The following is a 26,617-nucleotide window of genomic DNA, read 5'->3' as shown; positions in this document are numbered from 1 at the left end:
TGGCGCGTGATCCGGCGCCTCAAAGCGTGCCGCTCTGCCGGCTAGCGCGCCGCGAACCGCCGCCCGCAGCACCCCGCAATCAACACCTCTCTCCACATGCCGTTACCGCGCAGCGGTAGCCGCAGCCCGCCCCGCGCTACTCCCGGCTAATGCAGCTCAGCAAACAGCAGGAACAGCGCCGCCTGGCTGGATACGCCCAGCTTGGCATACAGGTTGCGGCGGTGCACCTTGGCGGTTTCCAGCGAGATATCCAGCTCGCGCGCCACGCCCTTGGTGGAATGCCCGCCCAGGATCAGCAGCGCCACTTCCACCTCGCGATTGGTCAGCGGCGTCGAGCCGCGCAGGCGCAGCGCCTCTTCCAGCTGCTGGCGGCTGCGGCGCGGGGCCTCGCTGGCCGGCTCGCCCAGCTTGTCTTCCAGGTGCGCGGCCAGCCGCAGCATGGGCAGCAGCCAGGGGGCGTACAAGTTGCAGCAGCCGATTTCGGCATCGCTGAAGCGGCGCTGGCTGCCCAGTGACAGCGACAGCGTGCCCTGCGGCAGCGGCAGCAGGAACTGCAGCTCGTCGGTGACCACATTGCGCGAAAAATAGTGGCGGCAGTATTCGGTATCGCGAAAGCTGTCCGGCGCCACCTCATCCAGCCGGTACACGCCAGCGGTGGGGCACTTCAGCGCAAAGGCATAGAACGGGTCCAGCAGATACAGGCCGCGCATGTAGTCGGCAAACAGGTTGTCGTCGGCGTAATTCACCGCACTATCGGCCAGCACCAGCGGCGGCAACCCGGGGCGAAACAGCACCGCCACCCAGGTATCAAACGCCACCTGTTCATGCAGGAATGCCGCCAGTTGCTGCCAGAAGGCCGCACTATCGATGCTGCCCAGCAGCCTGCCCAGCCGCTGGTGAAACGCCAGATCCGCCACGTTCAACTGCATGTGCTCCTACCCCGTTAAGGTTATTCCTACCCCTCGCCGCTAACGTTTCTGCGTGATGTCCGTCACTTCGGGGGCTGTCTAGTATGGCCTCACAACGCGCGACACGGCCAGCAGCACTATCGGGTGCCCTGCGGCCAACCCCACCCCAGCCATTGTCGCGCTGCAAACCGGAGTGAGCCCATGACCCTGCATGACCTGTCGTACTGGCAACAACGCGCCGCAGACCTGCGCCCGCGCTGCCAGGCCTTCATCAACGGCCAGTTCGTGGCGGCCGCCGATGGCCGCACCTTTGCCGACATCAGCCCGATCAGCGGCCAGTCGCTGGGCGACATCGCCCGCTGTGGCGAAGCCGATGTCGAGCTGGCAGTACAGGCTGCGCGCACCAGCTTCGAATCCGGCGTGTGGTCGCGCTGCCACCCGCGCGAACGCAAGGCGGTGCTGCAAAGGTTGGCCGCACTGGTGCGCGAGCATGGCGACGAGCTGGCGTTGCTGGATTGCCTGGACATGGGCAAGCCGATCGCCGACGCCCGCAATATCGATGTGCCGGGCACCGCCGCGGTGATCGACTGGTATGCCGAAGCCGCCGACAAGCTGTACGACGAAGTGGCCCCCAGTGCCGACGACGCGCTGGCGCTGATCACCCGCGAGCCGGTGGGGGTGGTGGCGGCGGTGATTCCGTGGAATTTCCCGCTAGACATGGCGGCGTGGAAGCTGGCGCCGGCGCTGATTGCCGGCAACAGCGTGATCCTGAAGCCGGCCGAGCAGTCGCCGCTGTCCGCGCTGCGCCTGGCCGAGCTGGCCAGGGAGGCCGGCCTGCCGGACGGCGTGCTGAACGTGCTGCCGGGCTATGGCGAGGAAGTTGGCCGCCCGCTGGGCCTGCACCCGGATATCGACTGCCTGAGCTTTACCGGCTCCACCGAGGTGGGCAAATACTTCCTGCGCTACGCCGCCGAATCGAACATGAAGATGGTGTGGCTGGAGTGCGGCGGCAAGAGCCCGAACATCGTGTTCGAGGATTGCGATCTGGACGCCGCCGCGCAGCGCGCCGCCTTCGGCATCTTCTTCAACCAGGGCCAGGTGTGTTCGGCCAACTCGCGCCTGCTGCTGCAGCGCGGGGTCAAGGATGCCTTCCTGCACAAGCTGCTGCAGCAAGTGGACGCGCTGCAGCCGGGCAACCCGCTGGACCCGGCCACCCGCACCGGCAGCATCGTCGATGCCCGCCAGGCCGACCGCATCATGACCTTTGTCGACATCGCCCGCCGCGAGGGCGCCAGCCTGCTGTGCGGCGGCGAGCGCGCCACCATCAACGGCAGCGACTGCTACATCCGCCCCACCATCTTCAGCGATGTCAGCCCGGACATGACGCTGGCGCGCGAAGAGGTGTTCGGCCCGGTACTGGCGGTGATGAGCTTCGACACCGAGGCCGAGGCCATCGCCCTGGCCAACGACAGCATCTACGGGTTGGCCGCATCGGTATGGACCAACCAACTGTCGCGCGCCCACCGCGTGGCCCGCCGGCTGCGTGCCGGCACCGTGTCGGTGAACACCGTGGACGCGCTCGACCCCGGCATTCCGTTTGGCGGCTACAAGCAGTCCGGCTTCGGCCGCGACCTGTCGCTGCACGCCATCGACAAATTCACCCAGCTCAAAACCACCTGGCTGCAGTTTCGCAACTGAACAGCCCCGGCAAGGAGACACGCCATGACACAGCAACAGCATGCGGCCAACCCGGCCACCCAGCGCTACCAGGCCATCGACGCCGCCCACCACATCAACGCCTTCCTCGACCAGAAGGCACTGAACCAGGAAGGCCCGCGGGTAATGGCCACGGGCAAGGGCGTCTACCTGTGGGACACCGACGGCAACAAGTACCTGGACGGCATGTCCGGCCTGTGGTGCACCAATATCGGTTACGGCCGGCAGGAGCTGATCGCCGCCGCCACCCGCCAGCTGGAGCAGCTCAGCTACTACAACACCTTCTTCCACACCACCCACCCGGCGGTGAACGAGCTGTCGGAGCGGCTGTTTTCCTTGCTGCCCGGCGACTACAGCCACGTGATCTACACCAACTCCGGCTCCGAGGCCAACGAGGTGCTGATCCGTACCGTGCGCCGCTACTGGGACGTGGTGGGCAAGCCCAGCAAGAAAATCTTCATCGGCCGCCACAACGGCTACCACGGTTCCACCGTGGGCAGCGCCAGCCTGGGCGGCATGAAATTCATGCACGAAATGGGCGACCTGCCGATTGCGAACATCGTGCACATCGGCGAGCCGTACTGGTTTGCCCACGGCGGCCAGCTGAGCCCGGAGGAATTCGGCCGCAAGTGCGCGCAGGAGCTGGAGGCCAAGATTCTGGAGCTGGGCGCCGATAAGGTGGCCGCCTTCGTGGCCGAGCCGTTCCAGGGCGCCGGCGGCATGATCTTTCCGCCGCAAAGCTACTGGCCGGAAATCCAGCGCATCTGCCGCCAGTACGACGTACTGCTGTGCGCCGACGAAGTGATCGGCGGCTTTGGCCGCACCGGCGAATGGTTCGCCCATGAGCACTTCGGCTTCCAGCCGGACACCATCAGCATCGCCAAGGGGCTGACCTCCGGCTACATCCCGATGGGCGGCCTGGTGCTGTCGCGCCGCATGGGCGAGGCGCTGGTGGAACACGGCGGCGTGTTTGCCCACGGCCTCACCTACGCCGGCCACCCGGTGGCTGCCGCCGTGGCGCTGGCCAACCTGGATGCGCTGCAACGCGAAGGCATCGTGGAACGGGTGAAGACCGACACCGGCCCCTACCTGCAGAAATGCCTGCGCGAAGTGTTCGGCCAGCACCCGCTGGTGGGCGAAATCCAGGGCAGCGGCCTGGTGGCCGCACTGCAGTTCTGCCAGCACAAACCCACGCGCCAGCGCTTTGCCAACGAGAACGACATCACCTGGCGCTGCCGCAGCATCGGCTTCGAGGAAGGCGTGATCATCCGCTCCACCCTGGGCCGCATGATCATGGCGCCGGCGCTGGTGATCAGCCACGGCGAAATCGACGAGCTGATCAGCAAGACCAAGCTGGCGGTGGACCGCACCGCAGCCGAGATCGGCGTGCTGTAACACCGTGGCCGGGCGCGCCCACGCCCGGCAGCACACCACGACCACAGGAGATCACCATGCGCACACCCACCATCATCGCCGCCAGCCTGCTGCTGGCCAGCGCCGGCACTACGCTGGCCGCCGACAAAATACTCAATATCTACAACTGGTCCGACTACATCGCCCCGGACACGGTGAAGAATTTCGAGAAGGAAACCGGCATCAAGGTCCGCTACGACCTGTTCGATTCCAACGAGGTACTGCAGGCCAAGATTCTTACCGGCAACTCCGGCTACGACATCGTGGTGCCCAATAATGTGTTTTTCGCCAAGCAGATCCAGGCCGGCGTCTACCTGCCGATCAACAAGCAGAAGCTGGCCAACTACAAGAATCTGGACGCGGCGATCCTGACCGAATCGGCCAAGTTCGACCCGGGCAACACCTATGGCGTGCCCTACTTCTACGGCATCAACACCCTGGCCATCAATACCGGCCGCGTGGCCAAGCTGCTGGGCAACACCCCGCTGCCGGCCAACGAGTGGGACCTGCTGTTCAAACCGGAATACGTGTCCAAGCTGCAAGCCTGCGGCGTGTCGGTACTGGATAGCCCGGGCGAAACGTTGGCCGCAGCCATGCACTACCTGGGCAAGAACCCGAACAGCAATGTCGATGCCGACTGGCAGGCCGCCGCCGACCTGCTGCACAAGGTGCGCCCCTACCTGACCCGTTTTTCCTCCTCCGGCTACATCAACGAGCTGGCCAAGGGCTCGCTGTGCGTGGTGTACGGCTATGGCGGCGACCTGAACATCGCCAAGCGCCGCGCCGCGGAAGCCAACAACGGCGTGCAGCTGAAGGTACTGGCCCCCCGCAGCGGGGTGGAAATCTGGTTGGACAACCTGGCGATTCCGAAAGACGCCAAGAACGTGGACAACGCGTTGCGCTTTATCGACTACGTGCTGCGCCCGGAGGTGGCCGCGGCCAACGCCCGCGCCGTGAGCTACCCCAGCCCCAACCTGCCGGCGCGCAAGCTGCTGGATGCGCAGTCGCTGCAGGACCCGTCGGTGTACCTGCCGGTCGCCATCCAGGGCAAGAGCTTTGTCCGCCTGCCGCTGGCGCAGCGCACCCTGCGGCTGCAGACCCGGCTGTGGACCGAGATCAAGACCCGCAAGTAACCCGCCCCCGGCCCCACCCACGCGGAGACACACACATGAACCTGGCTGAACAGCAGCTGGGCCTGTCGCAACACGCCGGCAACGCCCACCCCTATCTGCAGATCGTCGACATCGAAAAGAAATTCGGTGACCACACCGCCGTCGACCACGTCAACCTGAACATCGAGCGCAACGAGATCTTTGCCCTGCTCGGCAGCTCCGGCTGCGGCAAATCCACCCTGCTGCGCATGCTGGCCGGCATGGAAAAACCCAGTGCCGGCCGCATCATCCTGGACGGCGAGGACATCACCGACCTGCCGCCCTACCACCGCCCGATCAACATGATGTTCCAGAGCTACGCGCTGTTCCCGCACATGAGCGTGGCGCAGAACATCGCCTTCGGCCTGAAGCAGGACCGGCTGCCGCGCGCCGATATCGATGCGCGGGTGGAACGCATGCTGGAGCTGGTGCAGATGACGAAATACGCGCATCGCAAACCCTACCAGCTGTCCGGCGGCCAGCAGCAACGCATCGCGCTGGCGCGCAGCCTGGCCAAGCGCCCCAAGCTGCTGTTGCTGGACGAGCCGCTGGGCGCACTGGACAAGAAACTGCGCCAGCAAACGCAGCTGGAGCTGGTGAGCATGATCGAGCAGGTCGGCGTGACCTGCATCATGGTGACCCACGACCAGGAGGAAGCCATGACCATGGCCGGCCGCATCGGTATCATGTCCGAGGGCCAGCTGCTGCAGGTGGCCAGCCCCGGCGACATCTACGAGCACCCCAACTGCCGCTTTACCGCCGAGTTCATCGGCGAGACCAATCTGTTCGGCGGCCACGTGGTGGAAGACGAGGCCGACCACGTCTGCATCCAGGCTGCCGAGCTGCCGCGCCCGGTGCGCATCGGCCACGGCATTACCGGCACGCTGGGCATGCCGGTGTGGCTGTCGCTGCGCCCGGAACGAGTGGCGGTAAGCCGCCAGCAGCCTACGCAGCAGCACAACTGGGCCGCCGGCACGGTAAGCGACATCGCCTATCTGGGCAGTTTTTCCATCTTTCACGTGCGGCTGGAGAGCGGCAAGGTGATCAAGGCCAGCGTGCCCGCCAGCCACTGGCGCGACGAGGCGGCGCCCGGCTGGAACCAGCCGGTGTTCGTCAGCTGGGCCGATAACGACGCCGTGGTGCTGACGCAATGAATAGCCGACTCCTGACCCAACACCCTGCGGCCAACCTTGCCACCGCTCGCGGCCGGGCGCGCCTTGCCTGGCGCCGCTGGCTGCCGCGCGGGCAAGCGCTGGTGACCGCCATGCCCTACGGCTGGCTGCTGCTGTTCTTCCTGGTGCCGTTCCTGTTCGTGCTCGGCATCAGTTTTTCGGAAGTGGAAGTAGCGTCGCCGCCGTACCGGGCGCTGCTCAGCCGCAGCGAAGACGTACTGAACGTGGCGCTGAATCTGGGCAACTACCGTTATCTGTTCGGCGATGCGCTGTACCTGGACGCCTATCTCGGCTCGTTGCAGATGGCCAGCATCACCACGCTGATCTGCCTGCTGCTGGGCTACCCCATCGCCTACACCATCGCCCGCGCGCCGCTGACCAAGCGCAACACGCTGCTGATGCTGGTGATGCTGCCGTTCTGGACCTCGTTTCTGGTACGGGTGTACGCATGGATGGGCATCCTCGACAACGAGGGCCTGCTCAACAAGCTGCTCTTGCAGCTGGGGCTGATCGACACGCCGCTGCAGCTGATGCACACCCAGCTGTCGGTGCAGATCGTGATGGTGTACGCCTACCTGCCGTTCATGATCCTGCCGCTGTTTTCCAACCTGGCCAAGCTGGACGGCCGGCTGCTGGAAGCGGCAGAGGACCTGGGCTGCAGGCCGTGGCAGGCGTTTTTGCGCGTCACGCTGCCGCTGTCGCGCAATGGCATCGTCGCCGGCGCCATGCTGGTGTTCATCCCGGCGGTGGGCGAGTTCGTCATTCCCGAGCTGGTGGGCACCCCGGAGTCGCTGATGATCGGCAAGGTGCTGTGGATGGAGTTCTTCGACAACAACAACTGGCCGATGGCCGGCGCGGTCACCATCGTGATGGTCGCCCTGCTGATCATTCCCATCACCTATCTGCACAAGCGCGAAGAGAAGCAGCTCGCGCAGGCAGAACAACGCTAGGAGCCATCCATGCAGGAGAAAGACATCAGCGGCTTTGGCCGGCTTGTGCTGACGCTGGGCCTGGCCTTTCTGTACGTGCCGATCCTGATCCTGATCGTGTACTCGTTCAACTCGTCCAAGCTGGTCAGCGTGTGGGCGGAGTTTTCCACCAGCTGGTATCGCGTGCTGTTCAACGACAGCGACGTGATCGCCGCCTTCGGCCTCAGCGTGCGCATCGCGCTGCTGGCCAGCCTGATGAGCGTGGTGCTGGGCACGCTGGCCGGCATGGCACTGGCGCGCTTCGGCCGCTTTCGCGGCAAGAGCCTGTTTGCCGGCATGCTTACCGCACCGATGGTGATGCCGGAAGTGATCACCGGCCTGTCCATGCTGCTGCTGTTCATCCAGCTCAAGGACTGGTTCGGCTTTCCCGCCGAGCGCGGCATGCTCACCATCTGGATCGGCCACGTCACGCTGTGCATGGCCTACGTCACGGTGGTGATCCGCTCGCGGCTGTTGGAGATGGACCGCTCGGTGGAAGAGGCGGCCATGGATCTGGGCGCCAAGCCGGTGAAGACCTTCTTTTTGATCACCCTGCCCATCATCGCCCCGGCCATCGCCTCCAGCTTCCTGCTGGCGTTCACGCTGTCCATCGATGATCTGGTGATCACCGCCTTCCTGTCCGGCCCCGGCGCCACCACCCTGCCGCAGCTGATCTTCTCGCGGGTGCGCCTGGGGCTGAATCCGGAGATCAACGCGCTGGCCAGCATCACCGTGCTGGTGGTCACCGTGCTGGTGATCAGTGCCAACCGGCTGATGGCCCGCGCCGAACGCCGCCGCAGCCGGCTGGCGCAGCTGGCGGCGTAATTCCGCCCGGTTCATCCGGCAACACCTTGGCCGCACGCACCGCCCCGCGTGCGGCCAACCTTGTATGCGCCGTACTGAAAATGGCATCCCCTGCCGCTCCTCCCTCCCTGCTCTCAGCGGCTTCAACCGGCTAGCCACACAGCAGCACAGCCAGCTGGCAACGGCCAAATCCTGAATTTGCACCAGTACGGCCATGCTATTACCTGAAGTAATACCAGAAGCAAAATAAAGCGCATTGACGCTTTTTACCGCATGGCCGAAATTGCAATGGCAGGACAAACATCGTGAATTGCAGCTCACTCGGGCCGGCTAATCAGGGTGGAAAACAATTGGCATTACCCCCTACTGGCAATAGCGCATTTCGCGGTAACGGCGAAATGGCAGCCTCCAGGCGGCAATATCCAAACCAGGGACAACAGGAGGAGTTACCAATAATGAGCAGCCAAGAAAAAACACTGGCCTACATCAAACAACGCCAGCCGCGTTACGTGCTGTCGCGTGAGCTTTATGTAGATGCCGATGTATATCGCGAAGACCTGGCGCAGATCTGGCATAAAGAATGGATTTTTGCCGGCCATAGCTTCGAGCTGGAAAAACCCGGTCAATACATGACGCTGCAAATCGGTGATTACCCGATTGTGCTGGTACGGGGTGCGGATGGTGAATTGCGCGCCTTTCACAATGTCTGTCCGCATCGCGGCTCCAAGCTATGCCAGGGCTCCAGCGGCAAATCCGCCAAACTGGTCTGCCCGTACCACAAGTGGACTTTTGGCCTGGACGGCAAGCTGCTGTTTGCCGGCAATATGAGCAACGATTTCGACCCGCTGCACCATGGCCTCAAGCAGGCCCACTGTGCCGTGGTGGAAACCCATGTCTATGTCTGCGTGGCCGAAACCGCTCCCGATTTCGAAACCTTCCGCCAGGCACTGACCCCCTTTGTCGCCCCCCACAATCTGGCCGACTGCAAGGTGGCCTTTGAATCCACCATCGTGGAAAAAGGCAACTGGAAGCTGGTGTTCGAGAACAACCGCGAGTGCTATCACTGCGAAGGCTCACACCCGGAACTGCTGAACTCCTTTGTGGAAAACCTCTCGGTGGCCGGGGTGGCAGACGGCAGCGACCCGGCGCTGGAAGCGTTCTGGGATCGCTGCGAAACCGCCGGGCTGCCAAGCCGCATGGTGCTGGCCGACAATGGTCAGTACCGCATCACCCGCATTCCGCTGTCCGCCAATGCGGCCAGCTACACCATGGATGGCAAGCCCGCCGTAAACGGGCGGCTGGACCAGAGCGGCGTGGAAAACATCGGTGCGCTGCTGTACTTCAACTACCCCTCCACCTGGAACCACTTCCTGGGCGACCACGCCTTGAGTTTCCGCGTGCTGCCCGTTGGCCCCGGTGAAACACTGGTAACCACCAAGTGGCTGGTACACAAGAATGCGCAGGAAGGCATCGACTACCAGCTCGACAACCTGACCCGCGTGTGGATCGCCACCAATGACCAGGATCGGGGGCTGGTGGAAGGTACCCATGCCGGCGTGACCTCACCCGCTTACCAGCCGGGGCGTTATTCCGATGTGGCGGAAAACGGCCCCTGCCAGTTTGATGACTGGTACTGCGACACCATGAAGTCGCGACTCGCCGACTGATACCGCCAGGGAAACGGTGCTGCCCGGCGGACGGGCAGCGCCCATGCCGCGCCCCTGGCACGGCCAACCAAACATGACGCCAGGCCACCCCGACGCCCCTGGCGCCGGAAAATGGCCGGCAGATAGCGGCCCGTGATGGATGCATCATCGGATGCACGCTTCACGCCCATGACCATAAGGTAGCAAGCAACCGCATTGCTACCGGCAGTACCACTCCAGTGCACGATTACCGTCCACGACTATTAAGCAGCCCACCTTTGCGCCCTTGCCCGGATGCCATTCGGCAAGGCACGCAAATCGCTTAAAGGAACCGAAAAATGCTTAGCCTGACCAGCTCGGAATACCTGAATCCCGTCAATACCCAGACCTGGGCCAATGGCCGCCACCTTGTGCGCTGTCGCAAGGTGATCCAGGAAACACATGACGTCAGAACCTTCTGTTTCAGCATGCAGGAGCCGGTGCTGTTTTTCTTCAAGCCCGGCCAGTTCGTCACCCTGGAACTGGAAATTGAAGGCCAGCAGATAATGCGCTCCTATACCATTTCCAGTGCCCCGTCGATTCCCTACAGTTTTTCCATCACGGTAAAACGGGTACCCGGGGGCGTGGTATCCAACTGGCTGCACGACAATATGCAAGAGGGCGACCTGCTGCCAGTGCATGGCCCGGTTGGGCAGTTCAACTGCATCGACTATCCGTCGGAAAAGGTCTTGCTGCTGTCTGGCGGTGTTGGCGTTACGCCGGTGATGTCTATGGCCCGCTGGTTCTTCGACACCAATTCAGAAGTAGATATGGTGTTTGCCCATAGCGCACGCACCCCGCGGGACATCATCTACCGGGCGGAGCTGGACTACATGTCCACCCGCATCGAAAACTTCAAACTGCACCTGATCTGCGAAAAACCCGAGATTGGCCAGGTGTGGAGTGGCTACCGTGGCTACCTGACCCGCGCGATGCTGCAGCTGATCGCCCCGGATTTTCTTGAGCGCGAAGTCTTCTGCTGCGGCCCGGCCCCTTATATGCGCGCGGTGCGCCAGCTGCTGCAGGAGGCTGGTTACGATATGTCGCGCTACCACGAGGAATCGTTCGGCGCCACACCGCAAGCCGATATTGCCCTCGCCGAGCAGCATGCTGCGGCCGCGCAGGAACAGGCGGAAGACCCGCTCGCGAGCCATTGCGTCACCTTCAGCAACTCCGGCAAGTCGGTTCAGGTAGGCGAAAACCTCACCCTGCATGCCGCGGCCAGCAGCGCCGGCCTAACCATTCCCAAAGCCTGCGGCATGGGTATCTGCGGCACCTGCCGGGTGCGCGTGCTGGATGGCGAAACCGAGATGAATCACAACGGTGGGCTTACCGATGAAGAAATTGCCGAAGGCTATGTGCTCAGCTGCTGCACTAAAGCCAAATCCGATGTGAGTGTGGAGTACTGATTCAAGGCCCGAATGCTCCCTTGCCAGATCGACTGGAGCGAGCACGGCATTGCATGCAGCATGCCCAGCCGCCAATGCCCAGATCCACAAAGGCGAGAGAACATGACAGGCAATCGTCAATACGGGTCGAAGTTTGCTGTAGCAGTGTCTGTTGAGCGGCTGCCGCTGGTGAGTCTTGCTGCCGGCGAGCTCGAAGTAAAAATCGGGCTGACCGGGCCGCTGACCGACCCGCAAGCTGCAATCGGCAAGGATCACGAAAACGGCGTGAAACTGGCGCGGGACAGACTGAATGCACAGGGCATCGTCGTTGGTGGCAAGAAGGTTCGCTTTATTTTGCAGTCTGAGGACGACGCAGCTGACCCGCGCACTGGCATGACCGTGGTGCAGCGGCGGATCGATGCCGATGTAAAAACTGTGCTGGGCCGTACAACTCTGGAGTGGCGATCCCCACCACCAAGCTGCTCAACGATGCCGGTATCGTGATGACAGCCGTGGCCTCCAACCCACGGGGCACCATGCATGGGCTACCCCTTCGTGTTCCGCATCGGTGCCAGCGATACCCAGCTTGGCACCCGGATGGGAACATTTGCCGCACTCAAGCTGAAAGCCAAGACATTTGCCGTGATTGATGACCGCACAGCTTATGGACAAGGGGTGGCCCGGCGCTGGGGCAAACGGCGGAGGGCAAACAATTCGTTGCCGACTATAAGCGTCGTTATAGGGCGGAACCATTGACTTGTGGCGCGTCATTCTTTGATGGCATGAACATCATTGCCAAGGCCATGCAGCAGGCCAACTCCACCAACCCGAAACAATATCGGGCCGCGCTGGCGGCATTGAACCAGCCGGGCGTGGCCGGCACTTACCAATTTGATGACAGGTGCGACCTGAAAAACCGCCGATTACGGTGTACACCTTCAAGTCGGGGCAGCCAGTCGCCATCACGGAAGGCAAGTAAGCGTTCTGCCATTGCCTGGCAGGGTGAACTACCGCTGGCCTGCCAGCTAGCTGAATGGCTGCTTTCCCTATGAAAGCAGCCATTGCGCATTGTGGGCTTGAATTACCGTGGTACCAGAATGCGGCCAACCTCACAGCAAGGCCCGCCGTCAGCAGGATCTAGCCATCAGCGTGCCCCCTGGCGCTGCAGAACGACATGCGTGGCCTTCTCCGACGCGACGAACTCCACGCACTGGTAGCCCAGCGCCCGCAAGTCAATGCCTGCAAACAGCGGCTCTCCCCGGCCGAGCAGCACCGGAGAGATGGCAATGTGCAGTTCATCAATCAGACCTTCACGCAGGTACTGCCGGATGGTGTCCGGCCCGCCGCCGATGCGCACATCCATGCCGGCGGCAGCCTCGCGTGCACGGTCGAGCGCTTCGAACATGCCGCCGGTGATGAAGTGGAAGGTCGTGCCGCCTTCCATCTGGATGGGGGGACGCGCATGGTGGGTCAGGACGAACACCGGAACGTGGTACGGCGGATTGTCTCCCCACCAGCCATTCCAGTCGGTGCCCGCCCAGTCCCCGCGAATGGGGCCGAACATATTGCGCCCCAGAATCCAGGCCCCGACATTGCGAAAGCCCCGGGCGGCAAAATCATCGTCAAGCCCAGTCGTACCGTCGTCATTGCCGAACAAGGCCTGCTGGAAGGTGCGCGTCGGGAACAGCCACTGGTGCAGTTCCCCGCCGCCAACACCGAGCGGGTTGTTGATGTCCTGATCCGGCCCTGCACCGTATCCGTCCAGCGAGATGGTGAAGCCCGCAACGCGAACGCGTGTCATCGTTTACCTCCGTGTGGATACCTGACGTGCGGTGAACAGCAACGCTGCCGGCCGGGATCATGCGCAAACTGCGCCAGCAGATTTTTGCTTAACTATATGTCTTCAAGAGAAATTTTCCGGGCTTGCTGGCTGGCCCCCACCAGACATGCACCCTGGCATGGCATGGCCGGTTATTGCCGATAGCTGGCCGCACTCCCTGCCGGCTGCGGCCAACATGCCGGGCGTTGCGGCAAACGGCACCAGCAAAAAAGAAGCCCGCCGAAGCGGGCCAACGTCTTGCAGACAGGAAGCTGAGAAGCAAACAACAACCGCCCCGAAACTGCGGCTACAACAGCGACTACCCTTGCCCGCCAAGCCGCTGCAACAGCGTGGCCAGCAAGGTGTCGCAGGCAGACAGCTGATCCAGCGCCAGCCATTCGTCCGGCTTGTGCGCCTGGTCTATGCTGCCAATGTCACCGGGGCGGATCACCGGCAGCGACATGATGGCGTGGAACAGGTAGATGTAATTGAGGATGCCGTTACCCTGGCCGCTGAGCATGAAGGCGCGAATCTGCTCGGCATCCTCCATCAGCGCCTGCGGCTCCGGCTCGCGCGCCAGCACCGCCGGCGACAACCGTTCCAGCAGCAGGTGGGCCAGCATGGCGGGGGTGGACATTGTTCAGGCCACCCTTGCCGCTCTGCGGCCAACCTTGCAACTCGGCATAGTGCGATGCCATGCCCGCATCAGCAGGCAGCGCCGTTGCCGACCAGCCGACGCCACAGCAGCAGCGGCAGGCGCAGGGCGAAGCCGAACATCAGCCGGATATGCATCCAGGTCAGCAGGCGGTTATCGCGCCAGTAATTGAAGTGCGACACGCCGCCCTCCTCCGCCTGGAAGTACTTTACCGGCGAGGGCAGGTTGACCGGTGGCACGCCGTGCCAGCACAGGCGGACCACTGCCTCTGGATCGAAGTCGAAACGGCGCATCCAGCGCTGGCGTTGCATGATCTGCCGCAGCGGCGCCACCGGGTAGACGCGGAAGCCGAACAGCGAATCGCCGATGCCCATCCACAGTGTTTCCAGATTGGCCCACCAGTTGGAAATCTTGCGGCCCTTGACCCGCAGGCTGGGCGCGCTGGCATCGAATACCGGCAGCCCCAGCACCATGGCCTGCGGCTGCTGCTGCGAGCGCGCCATGAAGGCGGGAATCTGCTCCGCAGGGTGCTGGCCGTCGGAATCCATGCACAGCACGTGGCTGAAGCCCAGCCGCGCGGCCTGCTCCAGCCCGTGCAGCACCGCGGCGCCCTTGCCGCGGTTTTCCGGCAGCACGAACACCTGCAGACCCTCGTCCTCGGCGGCCATCTGCAGCAGGGTCTGTTCCGAGCCGTCGTTGCTGCCGTCCACGATCACCCATACCGGGCTCCACTGCGCGCGTGCGGCGCGTACCGTGTCGAAGACCTTGCGGCCGGGGTTGTAGCTGGGGATGAGGACCACATGCGTGGTGGAGGAAATGGGCATGGCAGGCTTACTGAACTGAAGGTACCCCCGGAAGTGAGGGCGTTTAAGTGGGCGGAACTTAGCCGATGGCCAGTCTGCCGGTCAAGAATGCGCGGCGGCGGGCAAGTGTTTCAATCCAGCCGCAGCTCCGGGTCGATGGAAAGCTTGATCGACGCTTCGAAATATTGCTGCAAATTACGCGCGATTTCATCACGCGGGCCATTCGCTTCGAATTGCTTGCCGGGCTCCGCGCGATAAATCAGCGGAAATAGCGGTGGGCGCCATATTTTCCAGCCCTTGCTCAAATAAGGTGAATTAGTGGTAATGATAATGGTCTGCAATGGCGCCGCCGCCTTTTTGGCAATCAATGCCACCGAGCCACCAATATCATTTACCGGCTGCCGCGTAGTACGGGTGCCTTCCGGAAAAATCATCAGCACATTGCCCTGCTGCACACAGCGGATAGCAGCGCGGAACATCTGCTCCGGGTGGCGGTTGGACACGTAGCCGGCCAAGTAGGCGCCGGCGCCCAGGAACAGGTTGGAGCTGATGCTGGCCTTCATCAGGCACACCGCGCGCGGCACGCGCGACAGCACCAGAAAAGCATCGATCATGCTGGGATGATTGGGCACCAGCAGCATGTGTTCCCGCCCCTTGAGCCGATCCAGCGCGCGCAGATCCAGCCGCATCAACCCGCAGGCCTGGGCGCCGGCCAGAAAGCAGCGGCAGATGGCGCTGATCGCCCACTGCACCACCGGTTGTCGCAGCGGTCTCGGTGCCAGCAACAGCGGCAGTACGGCGATATTACCCAGCAGCAACATGGCACCCAGCCAGCATAACATCAGGTAAAACAATATGATCTGGGCCAGCCGGAAATAGCGACTCAACATTATCTCGAATTTACTCCCGCTTTCTGGGTAACCATCTTTTTGCTCCAGGCGGGCTAAGGCGGCCAAACATTCTGGCAGGCAAGAATCCGGGGAAGTTTCAGTGTAGTTGATGACGGTCATTACAGCATCGGCATGCCGTCACAGCGCGTACCGAATCAGGTACCGGCAACGCATATACCATAATTTTACTATACAATTATCGGCTTTTGGTGCACGCCGCGTTTTGGATCGAATACTCATGCTTGAACAAATCATCAAAAACTATCTGGTCAATACCAAGGACAAGGACTGCGCCCTGTTCGACGATCCGGCACTGCGAGTGTCGGACTTGGGCCTCGACTCGCTGGACATGGTGGAGATGCTGTTCGAAATCGAAGATCGCTGCGGCTTCCAGCTACCGGACCCCACCCGCTACCCGCAGATGAGCTTCCGTGAAATGCTGGTCGATATCGAAATGGCCATTCGCGAGCACAACAACGGCGAACTGCCGGAACTGAGCCTTGAGGCGAGCAAATAGTGGCCAAGGTTCTGATTACCGGCATGGGCGCCATCAGCCCGCTGGGCGCCGACCTGCCGACCAGCTTCGCCCAGGCGCTGGCCGGCCACTGCGCCGTGGGCGCGGCGACGCCCGAGATCGCCAAATGGCTGCCCAATGTCCTGCTGGCCCAGGCGGCCGCCGAGCCGGCCGGCCTGCTGGACGGCAAGCATGCCGGTCTGGACCGCGCCAGCCAGTTTGCGCTGGTGGCCGCCAACGAAGCACTGGCTGCGGCCAACTTCGGCGCTGAAGCTGCCGATACGCGCCGCGTCGGCGTCTATGTCGGCATCGGCTTTGGCGGCGCGCATACCGTGGACGGCCTGTACGACCGCTTCCAGGCCGCGGTACACAGCGACGGCAAGCGCAACCCGGTGATGGTGCACCCGCTGTCAGTACCGCGCATGATGGCCAACGCGCCGGCCGCCGCCATTTCCATGGGCTACGGCCTGCGCGGCCCCAGCCATACCTATACCGTGGCCTGCGCCTCCTCCAGCGTCGCCATCGGCGAAGCGTTCCGGGCAATTCGTGATGGCTACCTGGACGCCGCCGTGGTGGTGGGCTGCGAAGCCATGCTGACCCCGGGTGCAATGCTGGCCTGGAACGCCCTGCGCGTGATGGCCAAGCCGCATGCCACCGACCCGGCGCGCAGCTGCCGCCCGTTCTCGCAGGATCGCAGCGGTTTCGTACTGGGCGAAGGCGGTGCCGCCATCGTGCTGGAAAGCGAAGCCCGCGCCAGCGCACGCGGCCAGCAGGCGCTGGCCGAGCTGTGCGGCTACGGCAGCAGCAGCGATGCCGCCCACCTCACCGCGCCTTCCAGCGCAGAGCAGATCCATGCCATGCAGCAGGCGCTGGACGATGCCGGCCTGCGCCCGCAGGACATCCAGTATCTGAATGCCCACGGCACCGCCACCGATGCCGGCGACGTTACCGAGACGGCATCCATCCGCGGTGTGTTCGGCACGGCGGCCGAGCAGTTGGCCGTCAGTTCCACCAAGGCGATGCACGGCCATCTGATCGGCGCCGGCGGCATCCTGGAATTCGCGCTCAGCGTGCTGGCGATGCGCAGCGGCTCGCTGCCACCCACCGCCACGCTGGAACAGCCGGACCCGCGCTGCGACCTGGATTACATTCCGTTGCAGGCACGCCACGGCCGTGACGTCCGCGCCATCATGTCCAACTCCTTCGCTTTCGGCGGCAGCAATGTGTCGCTGGTAGCAAAGCGCCTGTAGCCATGAGCGGCCAGGGCTACGCCTACCCGATGCAGCTGCAGCGCGGCGATATCGAGCAGATATTGCCGCACCGCGGCGCTATCTTCGTCTGCCAGCGGCTTACCATCGAAGGGCCGCACCAGTTTCGTGGCGTGGCAAGTTGGCCGCATGACCATGCGGTCATCGAGGGGCACTTCCCCGGCATGCCCATCGTGCCGGGCGTGCTGCTGATCGAAACCATGGCGCAGCTCGCCGGCGCCGGCCTGCTGGCGGGCGACCCCTACGTCAAAACCCTGCCAGAGGACTCAGTGGGCGTGCTGGCGGCGGTGCGCAATTGCTGGTTCAAGCAGCCGGTGTTGCCGGGGCAGCTGGTGGAATTCTTCATTCAGTGCCGGCAGATGGCGCCGCTGCTGGTACAGATCAGCGCCCAGGTGAAAGTGGCAGATCAGGAAGTGGCCAAGCTGGAAGTGGCGCTGGCCTATGCGCCACGCAGCCAGCTACAAACGGCCGGCTGCGCCAGCTGAACGCGTAGCGCCGCTAACAAAACCTAGCGCAGCGGTCCTGGCTAGGCGCGCGGCCGCAGACCGTACAAGTAGTACGGCAAGGCCGCGCAACAACGGCAGGAAGGTTTTGTTAGTGGCGCTTAGATCATGCCGCCGTTAATGGAGATCACCTGGCCGCTGATATAGCCCGCCTGCTCCGACGCCAGGAAGCCCACCAGGCTGGCCACTTCCTCCGGCCGCCCTACCCGCTTCATCGGTACCAGCTGTGCCACCATTTCCTTGTCGAACACGTCCTTGGTCATGTCCGAGGCAATGATGCCCGGTGCCACCGCGTTGACGGTGATGCCGCGGCTGGCCAGCTCCAGCGACAGCGACTTGGTGGCGCCGTGCAACGCGCTCTTAGCGGCAGCGTAGTTGGTCTGGCCGCGGTTGCCGGCCAGTGCCGCCACCGAGGTGATATTGATGATGCGGCCCCAGCGGGTGCGGATCATCGGCATGGTCAGCGGCTGGGTCACGTTGAAGAAGCCGTGCAGCGACACATCAATCACCCGGTGCCACTGCGCCGCCTGCATGCCAGGAAACACAGCATCGTCGTGGATACCGGCATTGTTCACCAGCACCTGCACCGGGCCCTGCTCCAGCAACGCCTCCAGCGCCGTTGCGGTGGTCACGGCATCGGCGACGTCGAACTGCACTGCCTCGGCCGAGTAGCCCTGCTCACGCAATGCCTGGCCCAGTTGCTCTGCCGCCGCCAGATTGCTGTTGGCGTGGATGATGACGTGGAAACCATCGGCTGCCAGCCGCTGGCTAATGGCTGCGCCGATGGCGCCACTGCCACCGGTAATCAAGGCTCGTTTCATGCTTGTACTCAAGAGGTTGGTTTGCCGGCCAGCGCGTCGGCGTCCAGCACCACGCCCAGGCGGCCGCTGACCAGCAGGCTGTCGCCGGCATGCAGGCTGAAGCGGTACATGGCGTTCACCGGGCTGCCGGACAGGCGCTGCGCGTGGATGCGCAGCGGTGCGGCCAACTGGTCCAGCCGGCGGCAATGCCAGCTCAGCTCACGCACGCTGGTGAGGTAGCCGGCACGCGGCGGTGCGGCATCGCCGGCCAGTAGCGCACCATGCACCGCCATGGCCTGTGCGGCGTACTCGATGGCATTGGCCACGCCCAGGCGGCCGGCGGCGCGCAGCGGATTGTCCGCCCGCAGGTGGCTGTCGGCCAGACAGACGATGTCGTCTTCGTTCCAGCGTTCCACTGCCGACAACAAACACATGCTGCCCTGGTGCGGGATGCGCGCGGCGATCCAGGCCTGATCCATCACGGGGTCCATCATGCCGCCACCTCGATGGCCAGGCGGCAGTCGTCCAGGTAGTCGATCACCACCCGCCCCGGCTGGCCGCTGGCCAGCAGCTGCAGCAGCGGCAGGCTGCGCGCGGCGGGAATGCGCTGGCGCAGCGCTTCCAGCTGCGCGTCGTCCATGCGGCTGGCCGGCTCGCTGCTGAAGCTCACGCGCAGCTCGGCTTGGCTCGCGGCGCTGCGCAGCGGGCTCAGCACCATGCCCAGCCCCATCGGGTAGGGAATCGGCCGCTGCGCGTACAGCGGTTCCGGGTAGGCGGTATCGAAGGCGATCAGCAGACAGGGTTTGCCGGCGCTGTGCGCCTGGGTAATGGTTTCCAGCAGGCCGGCGCCAAAGGTCGCATCGTAGGCGCACAGGCTGGTGGAGGCCTCGGTACAGCCGGTGGCGATGCCCCAGTAGCCGGCCGGCGCGTTGTGCACCGAGTTATGGAAACGGGTCGGCGAGATCATGCGCTCGTCCGAGGCCAGCACTTCCAGCAGGTTATGGCAGTTGTCGCAGTCGCCGCCGGTGGAGCTGAACACATTGGGCAGGCTGGCGGCATCGGCGCCGGCAGCTTCCACTGCGGCCAACCCTAGCGCCATCGACAGCTTTACCGCGGTGCCCGCACGGCGGCGCTCGGTGGACGGCAGGATGGCCGGCGCCGCCAGGCGCACGTCCTCGGCCTGGTAGGGCGCCTGCCCCAACAGGCGCGGCGCGGCCTCGGCCCAGTCGTTCATGCCCGGGCCGAGCAGACTCAGGCCCTCAAGATAAATCGTTGCCGTAGTCATGCACCCACCCGCGAAAAAACCAGACTGCAGTTGCTGCCGCCAAAACCGAAAGAATTGCTCAGCACGTGGCGCAACGGGCGCTCCACCGTGCTCAGCAGGTAATTGCACTGCAGGCTGGCGTCCAGCTGCTGCGTGCCCACCCCGCCCGGCATCACGCCGTGCTGCAGCGCCAGCGCGCAGATCAGCGCCTCAATGCCGCCGGCAGCACCCAGCGTATGGCCGGTATGGCCCTTGGTGGAGCTGCACGGCGTGCTATCGCCGAACAGCGCTAGCACCGCCGCGCCTTCCGCCGCGTCGTTGCTGGGCGTGGCGGTGCCATGCAGATTGATGTAATCGATGTCTGCCGCCGCGAGGCCGGCCTGCTGCAAGGCTTGCGCCATGGCAGCCCTGGCACCCAGGCCTTCCGGGTGCGGCGAGGACATGTGGTAGGCATCGCTACTCTCGCCCACGCCGGTGAGCAGGATGTCGCCCGCATGCAGCTGCCCGGCGCGCTCCAGCAGTGCGAACGCCGCGCCCTCGCCCACCGAGATACCGTCGCGCTCGCCGTCGAACGGGCGACAGGGGTTGGCCGACACCAGCTGCAGCGAGGAGAAACCGTAGATGGTGGTGAGGCACAGGGTATCCACGCCGCCGACGATAGCGGCGTCGATCAGGCCGGCGGCCATCATGCGCTCGGCGGTGCCGAACACCTTGGCACTGGAGGAACAGGCAGTGGATACCACCACCGCCGGGCCAGCCAGATCAAAGAAGCGGCGCACGAAATCCGCCACCGAGTAGGCGTTGTGCGTTTCGCGGTAGCTGTGCCCTGCCGGCAGCGCACCGCTGAGCGGATCACGCTGGCGGTAGGCCACTTCAGAGCTGAGGATGCCGGAGGTACTGGAGCCAAGGAACACCCCGACCCGGCTGGCGCCGTAACGAGCGACGGCCTGCTGCACGCTGGCGATGAAGCCATCCTGCTGCAGCCCCAGCTGTGCCAGCCGGTTGTTGCGGCAGTCGTAGGGCGCCAGATCCTGCCGCAGCGCGACAGCATCCAGCCCGGCCACTTCCCCGACACAGACATCGAATTCGACGGTCTCCCAGCGTTTACGCACGATGCCGCCGCGCTGGCGGCGCAGGGCATCGAGGTGGGAGACCACACCGGCGCCCAGGGCGCTGGTCAGGGTATAGGCACTAAGTCGGAGAGCTTGCATAAGCAACGGGAGGGATCAGCATGGGTTGGCGAAAAAAAGCGGCCGCTCGGGCCGCGGCTCAGGCGGATTCACACGCCTGGCGCAGGGTAACCGGCGTGAGCCGGCGTGCGGCCAACTCTTCCAGCAGGCGCGGCAACACCGCCAGGATCAGCGGCTTGCCGTCAGCTGTGCGCGCGGCATTGCCATCGTGCAGCAGCAGGATGTCGCCCGCCGCCAGATTGCGCACCAGCCGGGCGTACACCGTGTCCGGGTCGCAGGCGCGCGTATCATAGCCGCGGCGGGTCCAGCTCGCAAGAAACACCCCGGAGCGCTGCAGCAGCGGGTCGAGGAAGGGGTTGCGCAGCCCGGCGATGGGCCGGTAGAAGCGCGGCAGCCGGCCGGTAATTGCCTGCAGCGTGGTCTGGCCCTCGCCCACTTCACCGCGCCAGCCGGCCGGGCCGAACAGCGAGGTGTGCTTGCGGTGGCGCTGGCCGTGGTTTTCGATATCGTGCCCCTGCGCCACCGCCTGGCGGCACAGCTCGGGGTGGCGCTGGGCACGCTCGCCGATGCAGAAGAAAGTCGCCGGCACCTGGTACTGGCGCAGCACCTCCAGCACCGCCGGGGTAACGGCCGGGTCCGGGCCGTCGTCGATGGTAATGGCCACCTCGCCACGGCGGATGGCGGCGTCCGGCAGCCGGGTTAGGTTGCTGCCCAGCAGCGCGCAGCGCGGCAGCAGGCCGGCCAGCGCGATGCCGCAGTGCAGCAGGAACAGCGCCAGCAACAGCCACGGCCAGTACTGCGGTGCGGCCAACCATGCCAGCACCACCACCACATGCAGGGCGATGCACAGCTTGAGAAACGGTGACAGCTTCATGCTTGCTCCTTTGCCGCAAATGCCGGCATGGCCAGCGGGCCGTGATCCAGCCAGTGCTGCCACAGCTGCAGCCATACCGGCCAGCTGTGCTCGCCCGGCACACGGTGCACCCGTTGCGACGGCAGCAGGCCAGCCAGCAACTGCTGCCCGGCAAGAAAACGATCCTGCTCAGACAGCCCCAGCCATACCGGGCAGGCAGTCTCGCCCTCCGCCGCCTGACGGCACAGCCAGTGCCACCAGATGCGCTCGTCGCACCGCGAGGCGCCCGGGTCCGCCGCCCAGGCCAGCGGCCCGCCGGCGGCCCGCAGCTCCTGCAGGATGTCGGCGGTGCCGGGATACGGCGCCAGCAGCTTGATGCCCGCCAGACGTTGGCCGCACTGTGCGGCGTAGCGGGCAGCATAATGCAGCGCGTTGAAGGCGCCCAGCGAGATACCGGCCAGCCAGATGCGGCGGTAGCCGGCGGCCAGCGCCGGCGCCACCACCGCCTGCTGCAGGCTGTCGGCCACCGTACCGGCCATCACCTGCTGGTAGCCGACCTCGGCCAGCAGCACATCCAGCGGCAGGTTGCGCTGGCGTACCGCCGCCACCATGCCTTGGTCAATAATGTCGTCCAGGCTGGCCTTGGCCGGCGGCAGCAATACCAGCAGGCTGTCCGCCCGCTCTGCCGGCTGCCAGCGCGCCTCAAGCGTGCGCACGGGGCTGTATCCTCGCCATCATTGCGGAAAACACCAGCGCCAGCAAAGCGCCCAGCGCCACCGTGCTGCCAATGAAAGACAGCACCGGTACGCTGGAGGTGCCCAGCAGGCCGAAGCTGGTCACCGTCGCCAGGTTGGCCACCACCAGCGATACCTCCACCTGGCGCTGCTCCGTCTCGTTGCCCAGCTGCTGCTTGTTGGCGAAGAACAGCGCGTAGTTGGAGCCGATGGCCACCACCAGCAGCAGACCCACCAGATGCAGGATGGTCAGCTGGATGCCGCTGGCGTCGAAAATCGCCACCACGCACAGTACCGCGCAGCCCAGTGGAATGGTTACCCGCACCGCCTGCACCCAGCCGCAGGTAACGCCCAGCAACAGCAGGATGGCCAAGCTGCCCAGCGAGGAGAACAACAGCGCTTCGTGGGTATAGCTGTCGAAGATGGCGGTGGTTTCTTCCAGCAGGTCGATCACCGTCACCTGCGCCAGCTGTTGGCTGACCAGCGCCGCGCGTACCTTGTCCAGCGCGATCTGGTCGCCCTGCGCGCCCTCGCCCGTTGGCCGCAACGGCATCAGCACCAGGTAACTGTTGGCACGCTTGATCAGCATGGAATCCAGCAGCACGCTGCTGGCGCTGCCCTGCAGGCTCTGCCGGTTCAGCAGCGGCTGGCTGCGGCTGCGTTCCACATCCGCCAGGAAGCCTTGCAGCTGGTCGGCCGACAGCGGCATGCCGCTCAGCGCCTGCTGCAGGCGCTGGCTGGCCTCGGCCGCCACCGGCAGCGCTGCCTGGCGCGCGCGCTGGCTGGCTTGGCTGGGCAACAGCTCATCCGGGGTATGGAAGCCACCGATCACGCCCTGGCGCTGCAACTGCAGCAGCACGCGCCGGCTGCGTTCGGCCAGTTGCAGCGCGCTTTCCTGATCGGGCGCGCTGAAGCTGGCGACGTAGCGCATGTCGTTGCCGCCCAGGTCGCCGCGCAGTTCGGCATCCAGCTGGTTCTGCTGTTTGGAGATAGAGCTGAGCGCGTTGAGCTGGCGATTCCAGATGTCCTGCTTGTGCAGCACCAGCACCGCCACCGCCGCCAGCAGCGCCGCCGCCAGCACCCAGCGCATGCGGGTAAGCAGATCCAGCCCCTGCTGCAGCCGCAGGCCGGGACCGCTCAGATCACGCAGATTCAAGTGCGCCGGCATCAGCCCCGGCAAGATGTAGCGGGTCACCAGTGCCGCGGTGACCAAGCCGCTGATGGAATACAGCCCCAGCTGCGACAGCCCGGGGAAGCTGGAACACATCAGCGCAGCAAAACCGGTGATGGAGGTGAGCACCCCCAGGCGGATGGTGCGCCAGAAGTGACGCGGCTCGTTGCCGCCGGCACGCTGAATGAACAGGTAGATGGAGTAGTCGACCGCCTCTCCGATCAACGTGGTACCGAAGCCCAGCGTCAGGCCATGCACGTGGCCGAAGCCCAGACTGACGCAGGCCACGCCCACCAGCGCGCCGGACAGCACCGGGATCAACCCCAGCAGCAGCAGCGGCAGCGAGCGGTACACCAGCAGCAACAGCGCCACCACCAGCACGGTGCCCAGCGCGGCCAGCCGCTCCACCTCGCTCTTGATGATGTTGCGCGAGGCCACCGACATCACGCTGGTGCCGCTCATCACCAGCCGGGTGTCGGCATGGCGCGCCGGCAGACGCCCGAAAGTCTGTTGCACGTCGGCCAACGCCTCGGCCTGAGCATCGGTGTTCAACCCGGATTCGGCCAGCTGCAACAACAGCACCGCGCGCTTGCCGTCGCGCGACACCCAGATGTCGTTGCTGCTGTGCGGCTGGCTCTCGCCGATGAACTGCTCGAGGATTTGCAGCGTTTCGCCGCTAGGGTCGCGCGGCAGTATCTTCTTCACCACCAGGCCGGCATCGCCGGACATGGCATCCAGCGTGTCCTGGATGGCGGTGCGCATGCCGTCGGCGCTGAAACGCTGCGGCGTCACCGCCGGGCTCAGCAGGTAGCGGTTGTCAAAGAAATAGCGCTGGTCGCGCTGCTGGGTCTGGCTATCGCCATTTTGCACCGAGGTGAAGCGCGGGTTGTGCGCCAGCTGGCTCACCAGCAGCCGCGACAGCCGGCCACGCTCGGCCTCGTCGCTGCCCTCGATTCCCACCAGCACGATGCGGGCGATGGCGCCGTCGCGCAGCTGGTCGATCAGCATCTGCTGCCGCGCGCTGGGCGCCTTGGGCATGAAGGCCGACAGGTCGGCAACAAAGCGGGTCTGCACGATCACCAGCACCGAGGCCAGCATCAGCGCCAGCCATACCACCAGCGCCAGCTTGTGATGGCGTAGCGTCATTTGCTGCTGGTGCCCGTAATGGCCATTTCCGAACGGTCACCGTCGGCTTGCAGGAATTCGATGGTTTTTACCTGGGCCTGGTTGCCGGCAATGCGGATCTGGCTGATCACCTTCTGCATGCGCGGCTGTAGTGGGGTGAGATTCAGCTGCCACTGCTCGGCGCCGCCGCTCAGCGCCAGAGTGTAGAAGCGCTCCAGCCCGCCACGGTCACCGGACAGGGTGGCGCGGATGCTCTCGACGAAGGCCGCCACTTCCGGGCGGTCGGACAGCGCTACCGTCATCTTGCGGCCGTCGCTGCGCTCCAGCGTCAGCTTGTTGCCTTCCAGCACCACCGCTTCCATCTTGGGCTTGAGGGTGCGCTTTTCCAGCCGGTCCGGCGCACGGAAGGCCAGCTCGCCGGAGGACTCCAGCGGCTGCTTCAGCATGGCGATGTATTTCTTCTCGACAAAGGTGGCCGTGCCGGACTTCTTCTGGCCCAGCATCTGCATCAGGTCCGCCACGCTCAATTCCGCCGCCTGGCAGAAACCGGCCGCCAGCAATACGGCCAGGCCGGCCAGGGTCTTGCTCATGATAGGTGCACGCATGCTCTGTCTAGCTTTCATCCCAAAAATCGTAAAAGTTGAACCAGTTGAACGGGTAGGCGCGGCAATGCCGCTCCAGCGCCGCCACATATTTGTCGAGCAGCGCGGCCGCCGCTTGTTCCCGCTTCAGGCGCCCGGAACCGGAAAAATCCTCCAGCAACTCGAAATGCACGCGGTAGCGGTTGCCGCCCAGATAGATGCCGGCCATGAAGTACACCGGGTGCTTCAGCATCGCCGCCATGCGGAACGGCCCGCCGGGAAAACGCGCCGGCGCGCCCAGCAGCGGGCGGTGCTGGTATTGGTCCTGCCCGGCGGCGCGATCGGCCAGAATGCCCACCAGCGCACCCTCCTGTAGCCGGCGATGCACACCCAGCATGGCATCCAGCGTCCCCAGCGCGATGATGTCCTGCTGCGCCGCCGGATTGATGGCTTGTAGCGCCTGATTGATCTGACGGGCGTTCTCCGGATACATCGCCATGCTCATCCGCAGTTCCGGATGGCTGCGCGCCATCGCCCGCAGCACCTCGAAACTGCCGAAGTGGGCGCCGAACAGCAGCAGCCCCTGGCCCTGATGGTAGTGCCGGTGCAGCGCCTCGGTGCCGGACAGCTCGATGTGGAAATCGTCGAAGCGGTCGCGCAGCAGGTAGACGCGATCATGGATGGTACTGGCGAAGCTCAGCACGTGGAGGTACTGCTCATGCCAGCGCGGCGGGCGCCCCAGGCTGCGCGTCAGGTAGGCGCACGATGCGGCACGGGCGCGGCCGCCGAACAGCAGGAAATAGGCGGCAATGCCGTACAGCACCAGCCGCGAACAGCGCCGCCCCAGCAGGCTGGACAGCGTGGACATGACGCGCAGCCAGAAGCGGCTGCCGCGCTCGCGCTGCTGCAGCCACGCCGGTTGCTGACCATTGGCCTCGGGCTGGCTCACACCGGCTCCGTAGCGATGGCGAACTTGCCGTCCGCCACCTTGCGCTGTTCATGAAAAATGGTGAACGCCACAGCCGCGGCATCCTGCCGGAACTCCAGCCGCAGCGGCTGCCCCGGGCTGACCGGGTTATGGAACTTGGCCACCAGCAGACCGCTCAGTTGCAGCTGACAGGCGTCCTCGATGGCCAGCATGGCGTGGTCGAGCAGCACCACCCCCGGCAGCACCGGGCGGCCGGGAAAGTGGCCGGCGTAAGCCGGATGATCGCTGGCGATTTGAAGGATGACGTGCTGCAT

General features: G+C 64.7%; 29 protein-coding genes. 14 read left to right on the top strand and 15 right to left on the bottom strand.

Annotated features, from left to right (window positions below; all coding sequences use genetic code 11):
* Positions 1 to 146: 146 nt before the first annotated feature.
* Positions 147 to 929: a helix-turn-helix transcriptional regulator gene (locus ABNW52_RS16275; RefSeq protein WP_349590075.1), complete on the bottom strand. Its 783-nt coding sequence runs from the start codon at positions 927 to 929 to the stop codon at positions 147 to 149.
* 180 nt (positions 930 to 1,109) lie between these two features.
* Between ABNW52_RS16275 and ABNW52_RS16270 the strand changes: the two genes are divergently transcribed.
* The 11 genes from ABNW52_RS16270 (at position 1,110) to ABNW52_RS16220 (ending at position 12,257) form a co-directional block, all read left to right on the top strand.
* Positions 1,110 to 2,606 (top strand): aldehyde dehydrogenase, encoded by a 1,497-nt coding sequence (locus ABNW52_RS16270; protein ID WP_349590072.1) that lies wholly within the window; start codon positions 1,110 to 1,112, stop codon positions 2,604 to 2,606.
* Between the two features lie 24 nt (positions 2,607 to 2,630).
* Positions 2,631 to 4,019 carry an aspartate aminotransferase family protein gene (locus ABNW52_RS16265; protein ID WP_349590069.1) on the top strand — a complete coding sequence of 463 codons (1,389 nt, stop codon included), beginning with the start codon at positions 2,631 to 2,633 and terminating at the stop codon, positions 4,017 to 4,019.
* Between the two features lie 56 nt (positions 4,020 to 4,075).
* On the top strand, positions 4,076 to 5,170 hold the full coding sequence (locus ABNW52_RS16260) for a polyamine ABC transporter substrate-binding protein (RefSeq protein WP_349590066.1): 1,095 nt from the start codon (positions 4,076 to 4,078) through the stop codon (positions 5,168 to 5,170).
* 35 nt (positions 5,171 to 5,205) lie between these two features.
* On the top strand, positions 5,206 to 6,342 hold the full coding sequence (locus tag ABNW52_RS16255) for an ABC transporter ATP-binding protein (RefSeq protein ID WP_349590065.1): 1,137 nt from the start codon (positions 5,206 to 5,208) through the stop codon (positions 6,340 to 6,342).
* Positions 6,343 to 6,452: 110 nt separating this feature from the next.
* Positions 6,453 to 7,310: an ABC transporter permease subunit gene (locus tag ABNW52_RS16250; RefSeq protein WP_349590354.1), complete on the top strand. Its 858-nt coding sequence runs from the start codon at positions 6,453 to 6,455 to the stop codon at positions 7,308 to 7,310.
* A gap of 9 nt (positions 7,311 to 7,319) precedes the next feature.
* Positions 7,320 to 8,153, top strand: a complete 834-nt coding sequence (locus tag ABNW52_RS16245; RefSeq protein WP_349590063.1) for an ABC transporter permease subunit — start codon at positions 7,320 to 7,322, stop codon at positions 8,151 to 8,153.
* Positions 8,154 to 8,587: 434 nt separating this feature from the next.
* On the top strand, positions 8,588 to 9,799 hold the full coding sequence (locus ABNW52_RS16240) for an aromatic ring-hydroxylating oxygenase subunit alpha (RefSeq protein ID WP_349590060.1): 1,212 nt from the start codon (positions 8,588 to 8,590) through the stop codon (positions 9,797 to 9,799).
* A 317-nt stretch (positions 9,800 to 10,116) separates the two neighbouring features.
* Positions 10,117 to 11,226: an FAD-binding oxidoreductase gene (locus ABNW52_RS16235; RefSeq protein WP_349590058.1), complete on the top strand. Its 1,110-nt coding sequence runs from the start codon at positions 10,117 to 10,119 to the stop codon at positions 11,224 to 11,226.
* A 102-nt stretch (positions 11,227 to 11,328) separates the two neighbouring features.
* Positions 11,329 to 11,709 (top strand): ABC transporter substrate-binding protein, encoded by a 381-nt coding sequence (locus tag ABNW52_RS16230; protein WP_349590055.1) that lies wholly within the window; start codon positions 11,329 to 11,331, stop codon positions 11,707 to 11,709.
* Between the two features lie 36 nt (positions 11,710 to 11,745).
* The gene (locus ABNW52_RS16225) at positions 11,746 to 11,961 is read left to right on the top strand and encodes a hypothetical protein (protein ID WP_349590052.1); all 216 of its coding nucleotides are present in this window, start codon (positions 11,746 to 11,748) and stop codon (positions 11,959 to 11,961) included.
* 26 nt (positions 11,962 to 11,987) lie between these two features.
* Complete coding sequence (locus ABNW52_RS16220; RefSeq protein ID WP_349590049.1) at positions 11,988 to 12,257, top strand: hypothetical protein; 270 nt, start codon at positions 11,988 to 11,990, stop codon at positions 12,255 to 12,257.
* Between the two features lie 92 nt (positions 12,258 to 12,349).
* Here ABNW52_RS16220 and ABNW52_RS16215 read toward each other — a convergent pair whose 3' ends face one another.
* The 4 genes from ABNW52_RS16215 to ABNW52_RS16200 form a co-directional block, all read right to left on the bottom strand.
* On the bottom strand, positions 12,350 to 13,006 hold the full coding sequence (locus ABNW52_RS16215) for a dihydrofolate reductase family protein (protein ID WP_349590047.1): 657 nt from the start codon (positions 13,004 to 13,006) through the stop codon (positions 12,350 to 12,352).
* Positions 13,007 to 13,343: 337 nt separating this feature from the next.
* On the bottom strand, positions 13,344 to 13,661 hold the full coding sequence (locus tag ABNW52_RS16210; RefSeq protein WP_349590044.1) for a hypothetical protein: 318 nt from the start codon (positions 13,659 to 13,661) through the stop codon (positions 13,344 to 13,346).
* 68 nt (positions 13,662 to 13,729) lie between these two features.
* Complete coding sequence (locus ABNW52_RS16205) at positions 13,730 to 14,503, bottom strand: glycosyltransferase family 2 protein (protein WP_349590041.1); 774 nt, start codon at positions 14,501 to 14,503, stop codon at positions 13,730 to 13,732.
* Positions 14,504 to 14,613: 110 nt separating this feature from the next.
* Positions 14,614 to 15,492, bottom strand: coding sequence for a lysophospholipid acyltransferase family protein (locus ABNW52_RS16200; protein WP_349590039.1), 879 nt, complete (start codon positions 15,490 to 15,492; stop codon positions 14,614 to 14,616).
* Positions 15,493 to 15,610: 118 nt separating this feature from the next.
* Between ABNW52_RS16200 and ABNW52_RS16195 the strand changes: the two genes are divergently transcribed.
* Genes ABNW52_RS16195 through ABNW52_RS16185 form a run of 3 tightly spaced genes read left to right on the top strand, consistent with a single transcriptional unit; the run spans position 15,611 to position 17,639 of the window.
* Positions 15,611 to 15,889 carry an acyl carrier protein gene (locus tag ABNW52_RS16195; protein ID WP_349590037.1) on the top strand — a complete coding sequence of 93 codons (279 nt, stop codon included), beginning with the start codon at positions 15,611 to 15,613 and terminating at the stop codon, positions 15,887 to 15,889.
* Positions 15,889 to 17,136, top strand: a complete 1,248-nt coding sequence (locus tag ABNW52_RS16190) for a beta-ketoacyl-[acyl-carrier-protein] synthase family protein (RefSeq protein WP_349590034.1) — start codon at positions 15,889 to 15,891, stop codon at positions 17,134 to 17,136. The genes ABNW52_RS16195 and ABNW52_RS16190 overlap by 1 nt, the downstream gene beginning before the upstream one ends.
* 2 nt (positions 17,137 to 17,138) lie before the next feature.
* Positions 17,139 to 17,639: a 3-hydroxyacyl-ACP dehydratase FabZ family protein gene (locus tag ABNW52_RS16185; RefSeq protein WP_349590032.1), complete on the top strand. Its 501-nt coding sequence runs from the start codon at positions 17,139 to 17,141 to the stop codon at positions 17,637 to 17,639.
* 119 nt (positions 17,640 to 17,758) lie between these two features.
* Here the strand turns inward: ABNW52_RS16185 and fabG are convergent, their stop codons facing one another.
* The 10 genes from fabG to ABNW52_RS16135 are packed head-to-tail and all read right to left on the bottom strand — an operon-like array spanning position 17,759 to position 26,617.
* A complete protein-coding gene (fabG, locus tag ABNW52_RS16180; protein ID WP_349590030.1) occupies positions 17,759 to 18,478 on the bottom strand; it encodes a 3-oxoacyl-ACP reductase FabG in 720 nt (239 codons plus the stop codon).
* An 8-nt stretch (positions 18,479 to 18,486) separates the two neighbouring features.
* A complete protein-coding gene (locus ABNW52_RS16175) occupies positions 18,487 to 18,951 on the bottom strand; it encodes a hotdog family protein (RefSeq protein ID WP_349590028.1) in 465 nt (154 codons plus the stop codon).
* Positions 18,948 to 19,742, bottom strand: a complete 795-nt coding sequence (locus ABNW52_RS16170; protein WP_349590025.1) for a beta-ketoacyl synthase chain length factor — start codon at positions 19,740 to 19,742, stop codon at positions 18,948 to 18,950. Before ABNW52_RS16170 ends, ABNW52_RS16175 begins: the two co-directional genes overlap by 4 nt.
* On the bottom strand, positions 19,739 to 20,932 hold the full coding sequence (locus tag ABNW52_RS16165) for a beta-ketoacyl-[acyl-carrier-protein] synthase family protein (protein WP_349590022.1): 1,194 nt from the start codon (positions 20,930 to 20,932) through the stop codon (positions 19,739 to 19,741). Before ABNW52_RS16165 ends, ABNW52_RS16170 begins: the two co-directional genes overlap by 4 nt.
* A 58-nt stretch (positions 20,933 to 20,990) precedes the next feature.
* On the bottom strand, positions 20,991 to 21,785 hold the full coding sequence (locus tag ABNW52_RS16160; RefSeq protein WP_349590019.1) for a polysaccharide deacetylase family protein: 795 nt from the start codon (positions 21,783 to 21,785) through the stop codon (positions 20,991 to 20,993).
* Positions 21,782 to 22,480, bottom strand: coding sequence for an alpha/beta fold hydrolase (locus ABNW52_RS16155; protein WP_349590016.1), 699 nt, complete (start codon positions 22,478 to 22,480; stop codon positions 21,782 to 21,784). Before ABNW52_RS16155 ends, ABNW52_RS16160 begins: the two co-directional genes overlap by 4 nt.
* Positions 22,467 to 24,815, bottom strand: coding sequence for an MMPL family transporter (locus ABNW52_RS16150; RefSeq protein ID WP_349590013.1), 2,349 nt, complete (start codon positions 24,813 to 24,815; stop codon positions 22,467 to 22,469). The genes ABNW52_RS16155 and ABNW52_RS16150 overlap by 14 nt, the downstream gene beginning before the upstream one ends.
* Positions 24,812 to 25,399: a LolA-related protein gene (locus ABNW52_RS16145; protein WP_349590011.1), complete on the bottom strand. Its 588-nt coding sequence runs from the start codon at positions 25,397 to 25,399 to the stop codon at positions 24,812 to 24,814. Before ABNW52_RS16145 ends, ABNW52_RS16150 begins: the two co-directional genes overlap by 4 nt.
* A 7-nt stretch (positions 25,400 to 25,406) precedes the next feature.
* Positions 25,407 to 26,324 carry an LpxL/LpxP family acyltransferase gene (locus ABNW52_RS16140; RefSeq protein ID WP_349590009.1) on the bottom strand — a complete coding sequence of 306 codons (918 nt, stop codon included), beginning with the start codon at positions 26,322 to 26,324 and terminating at the stop codon, positions 25,407 to 25,409.
* Positions 26,321 to 26,617, bottom strand: a complete 297-nt coding sequence (locus ABNW52_RS16135) for an ApeI family dehydratase (protein WP_349590006.1) — start codon at positions 26,615 to 26,617, stop codon at positions 26,321 to 26,323. The genes ABNW52_RS16140 and ABNW52_RS16135 overlap by 4 nt, the downstream gene beginning before the upstream one ends.

The sequence above is a fragment of the Vogesella oryzagri genome (assembly GCF_040148885.1).
Classification (GTDB): Bacteria; Pseudomonadota; Gammaproteobacteria; order Burkholderiales; family Chromobacteriaceae; genus Vogesella; species Vogesella oryzagri.
The sequence above is the reverse complement of the archived record's forward strand: the minus strand, read 5'-3'. Positions and strand labels throughout refer to the sequence as shown.

Bases quoted from the DNA above. Each gene is read 5' to 3' on its own strand.
- ABNW52_RS16215 (WP_349590047.1), bottom strand. From the start codon at position 13,006: ATGACACGCGTTCGCGTTGCGGGCTTCACCATCTCGCTGGACGGATAC.
- ABNW52_RS16165 (WP_349590022.1), bottom strand. From the start codon at position 20,932: ATGCAAGCTCTCCGACTTAGTGCCTATACCCTGACCAGCGCCCTGGGC.
- ABNW52_RS16250 (WP_349590354.1), top strand. From the start codon at position 6,453: ATGCCCTACGGCTGGCTGCTGCTGTTCTTCCTGGTGCCGTTCCTGTTC.
- ABNW52_RS16275 (WP_349590075.1), bottom strand. From the start codon at position 929: ATGCAGTTGAACGTGGCGGATCTGGCGTTTCACCAGCGGCTGGGCAGG.
- ABNW52_RS16220 (WP_349590049.1), top strand. From the start codon at position 11,988: ATGAACATCATTGCCAAGGCCATGCAGCAGGCCAACTCCACCAACCCG.
- ABNW52_RS16205 (WP_349590041.1), bottom strand. From the start codon at position 14,503: ATGCCCATTTCCTCCACCACGCATGTGGTCCTCATCCCCAGCTACAAC.
- ABNW52_RS16175 (WP_349590028.1), bottom strand. From the start codon at position 18,951: ATGATGGACCCCGTGATGGATCAGGCCTGGATCGCCGCGCGCATCCCG.
- ABNW52_RS16145 (WP_349590011.1), bottom strand. From the start codon at position 25,399: ATGCGTGCACCTATCATGAGCAAGACCCTGGCCGGCCTGGCCGTATTG.
- ABNW52_RS16150 (WP_349590013.1), bottom strand. From the start codon at position 24,815: ATGACGCTACGCCATCACAAGCTGGCGCTGGTGGTATGGCTGGCGCTG.
- ABNW52_RS16235 (WP_349590058.1), top strand. From the start codon at position 10,117: ATGCTTAGCCTGACCAGCTCGGAATACCTGAATCCCGTCAATACCCAG.
- ABNW52_RS16210 (WP_349590044.1), bottom strand. From the start codon at position 13,661: ATGTCCACCCCCGCCATGCTGGCCCACCTGCTGCTGGAACGGTTGTCG.
- ABNW52_RS16230 (WP_349590055.1), top strand. From the start codon at position 11,329: ATGACAGGCAATCGTCAATACGGGTCGAAGTTTGCTGTAGCAGTGTCT.
- fabG (WP_349590030.1), bottom strand. From the start codon at position 18,478: ATGAAACGAGCCTTGATTACCGGTGGCAGTGGCGCCATCGGCGCAGCC.
- ABNW52_RS16200 (WP_349590039.1), bottom strand. From the start codon at position 15,492: ATGACCGTCATCAACTACACTGAAACTTCCCCGGATTCTTGCCTGCCA.
- ABNW52_RS16240 (WP_349590060.1), top strand. From the start codon at position 8,588: ATGAGCAGCCAAGAAAAAACACTGGCCTACATCAAACAACGCCAGCCG.
- ABNW52_RS16185 (WP_349590032.1), top strand. From the start codon at position 17,139: ATGAGCGGCCAGGGCTACGCCTACCCGATGCAGCTGCAGCGCGGCGAT.
- ABNW52_RS16260 (WP_349590066.1), top strand. From the start codon at position 4,076: ATGCGCACACCCACCATCATCGCCGCCAGCCTGCTGCTGGCCAGCGCC.
- ABNW52_RS16255 (WP_349590065.1), top strand. From the start codon at position 5,206: ATGAACCTGGCTGAACAGCAGCTGGGCCTGTCGCAACACGCCGGCAAC.
- ABNW52_RS16160 (WP_349590019.1), bottom strand. From the start codon at position 21,785: ATGAAGCTGTCACCGTTTCTCAAGCTGTGCATCGCCCTGCATGTGGTG.
- ABNW52_RS16265 (WP_349590069.1), top strand. From the start codon at position 2,631: ATGACACAGCAACAGCATGCGGCCAACCCGGCCACCCAGCGCTACCAG.
- ABNW52_RS16135 (WP_349590006.1), bottom strand. From the start codon at position 26,617: ATGCAGCACGTCATCCTTCAAATCGCCAGCGATCATCCGGCTTACGCC.
- ABNW52_RS16225 (WP_349590052.1), top strand. From the start codon at position 11,746: ATGGGCTACCCCTTCGTGTTCCGCATCGGTGCCAGCGATACCCAGCTT.
- ABNW52_RS16170 (WP_349590025.1), bottom strand. From the start codon at position 19,742: ATGACTACGGCAACGATTTATCTTGAGGGCCTGAGTCTGCTCGGCCCG.
- ABNW52_RS16270 (WP_349590072.1), top strand. From the start codon at position 1,110: ATGACCCTGCATGACCTGTCGTACTGGCAACAACGCGCCGCAGACCTG.
- ABNW52_RS16195 (WP_349590037.1), top strand. From the start codon at position 15,611: ATGCTTGAACAAATCATCAAAAACTATCTGGTCAATACCAAGGACAAG.
- ABNW52_RS16245 (WP_349590063.1), top strand. From the start codon at position 7,320: ATGCAGGAGAAAGACATCAGCGGCTTTGGCCGGCTTGTGCTGACGCTG.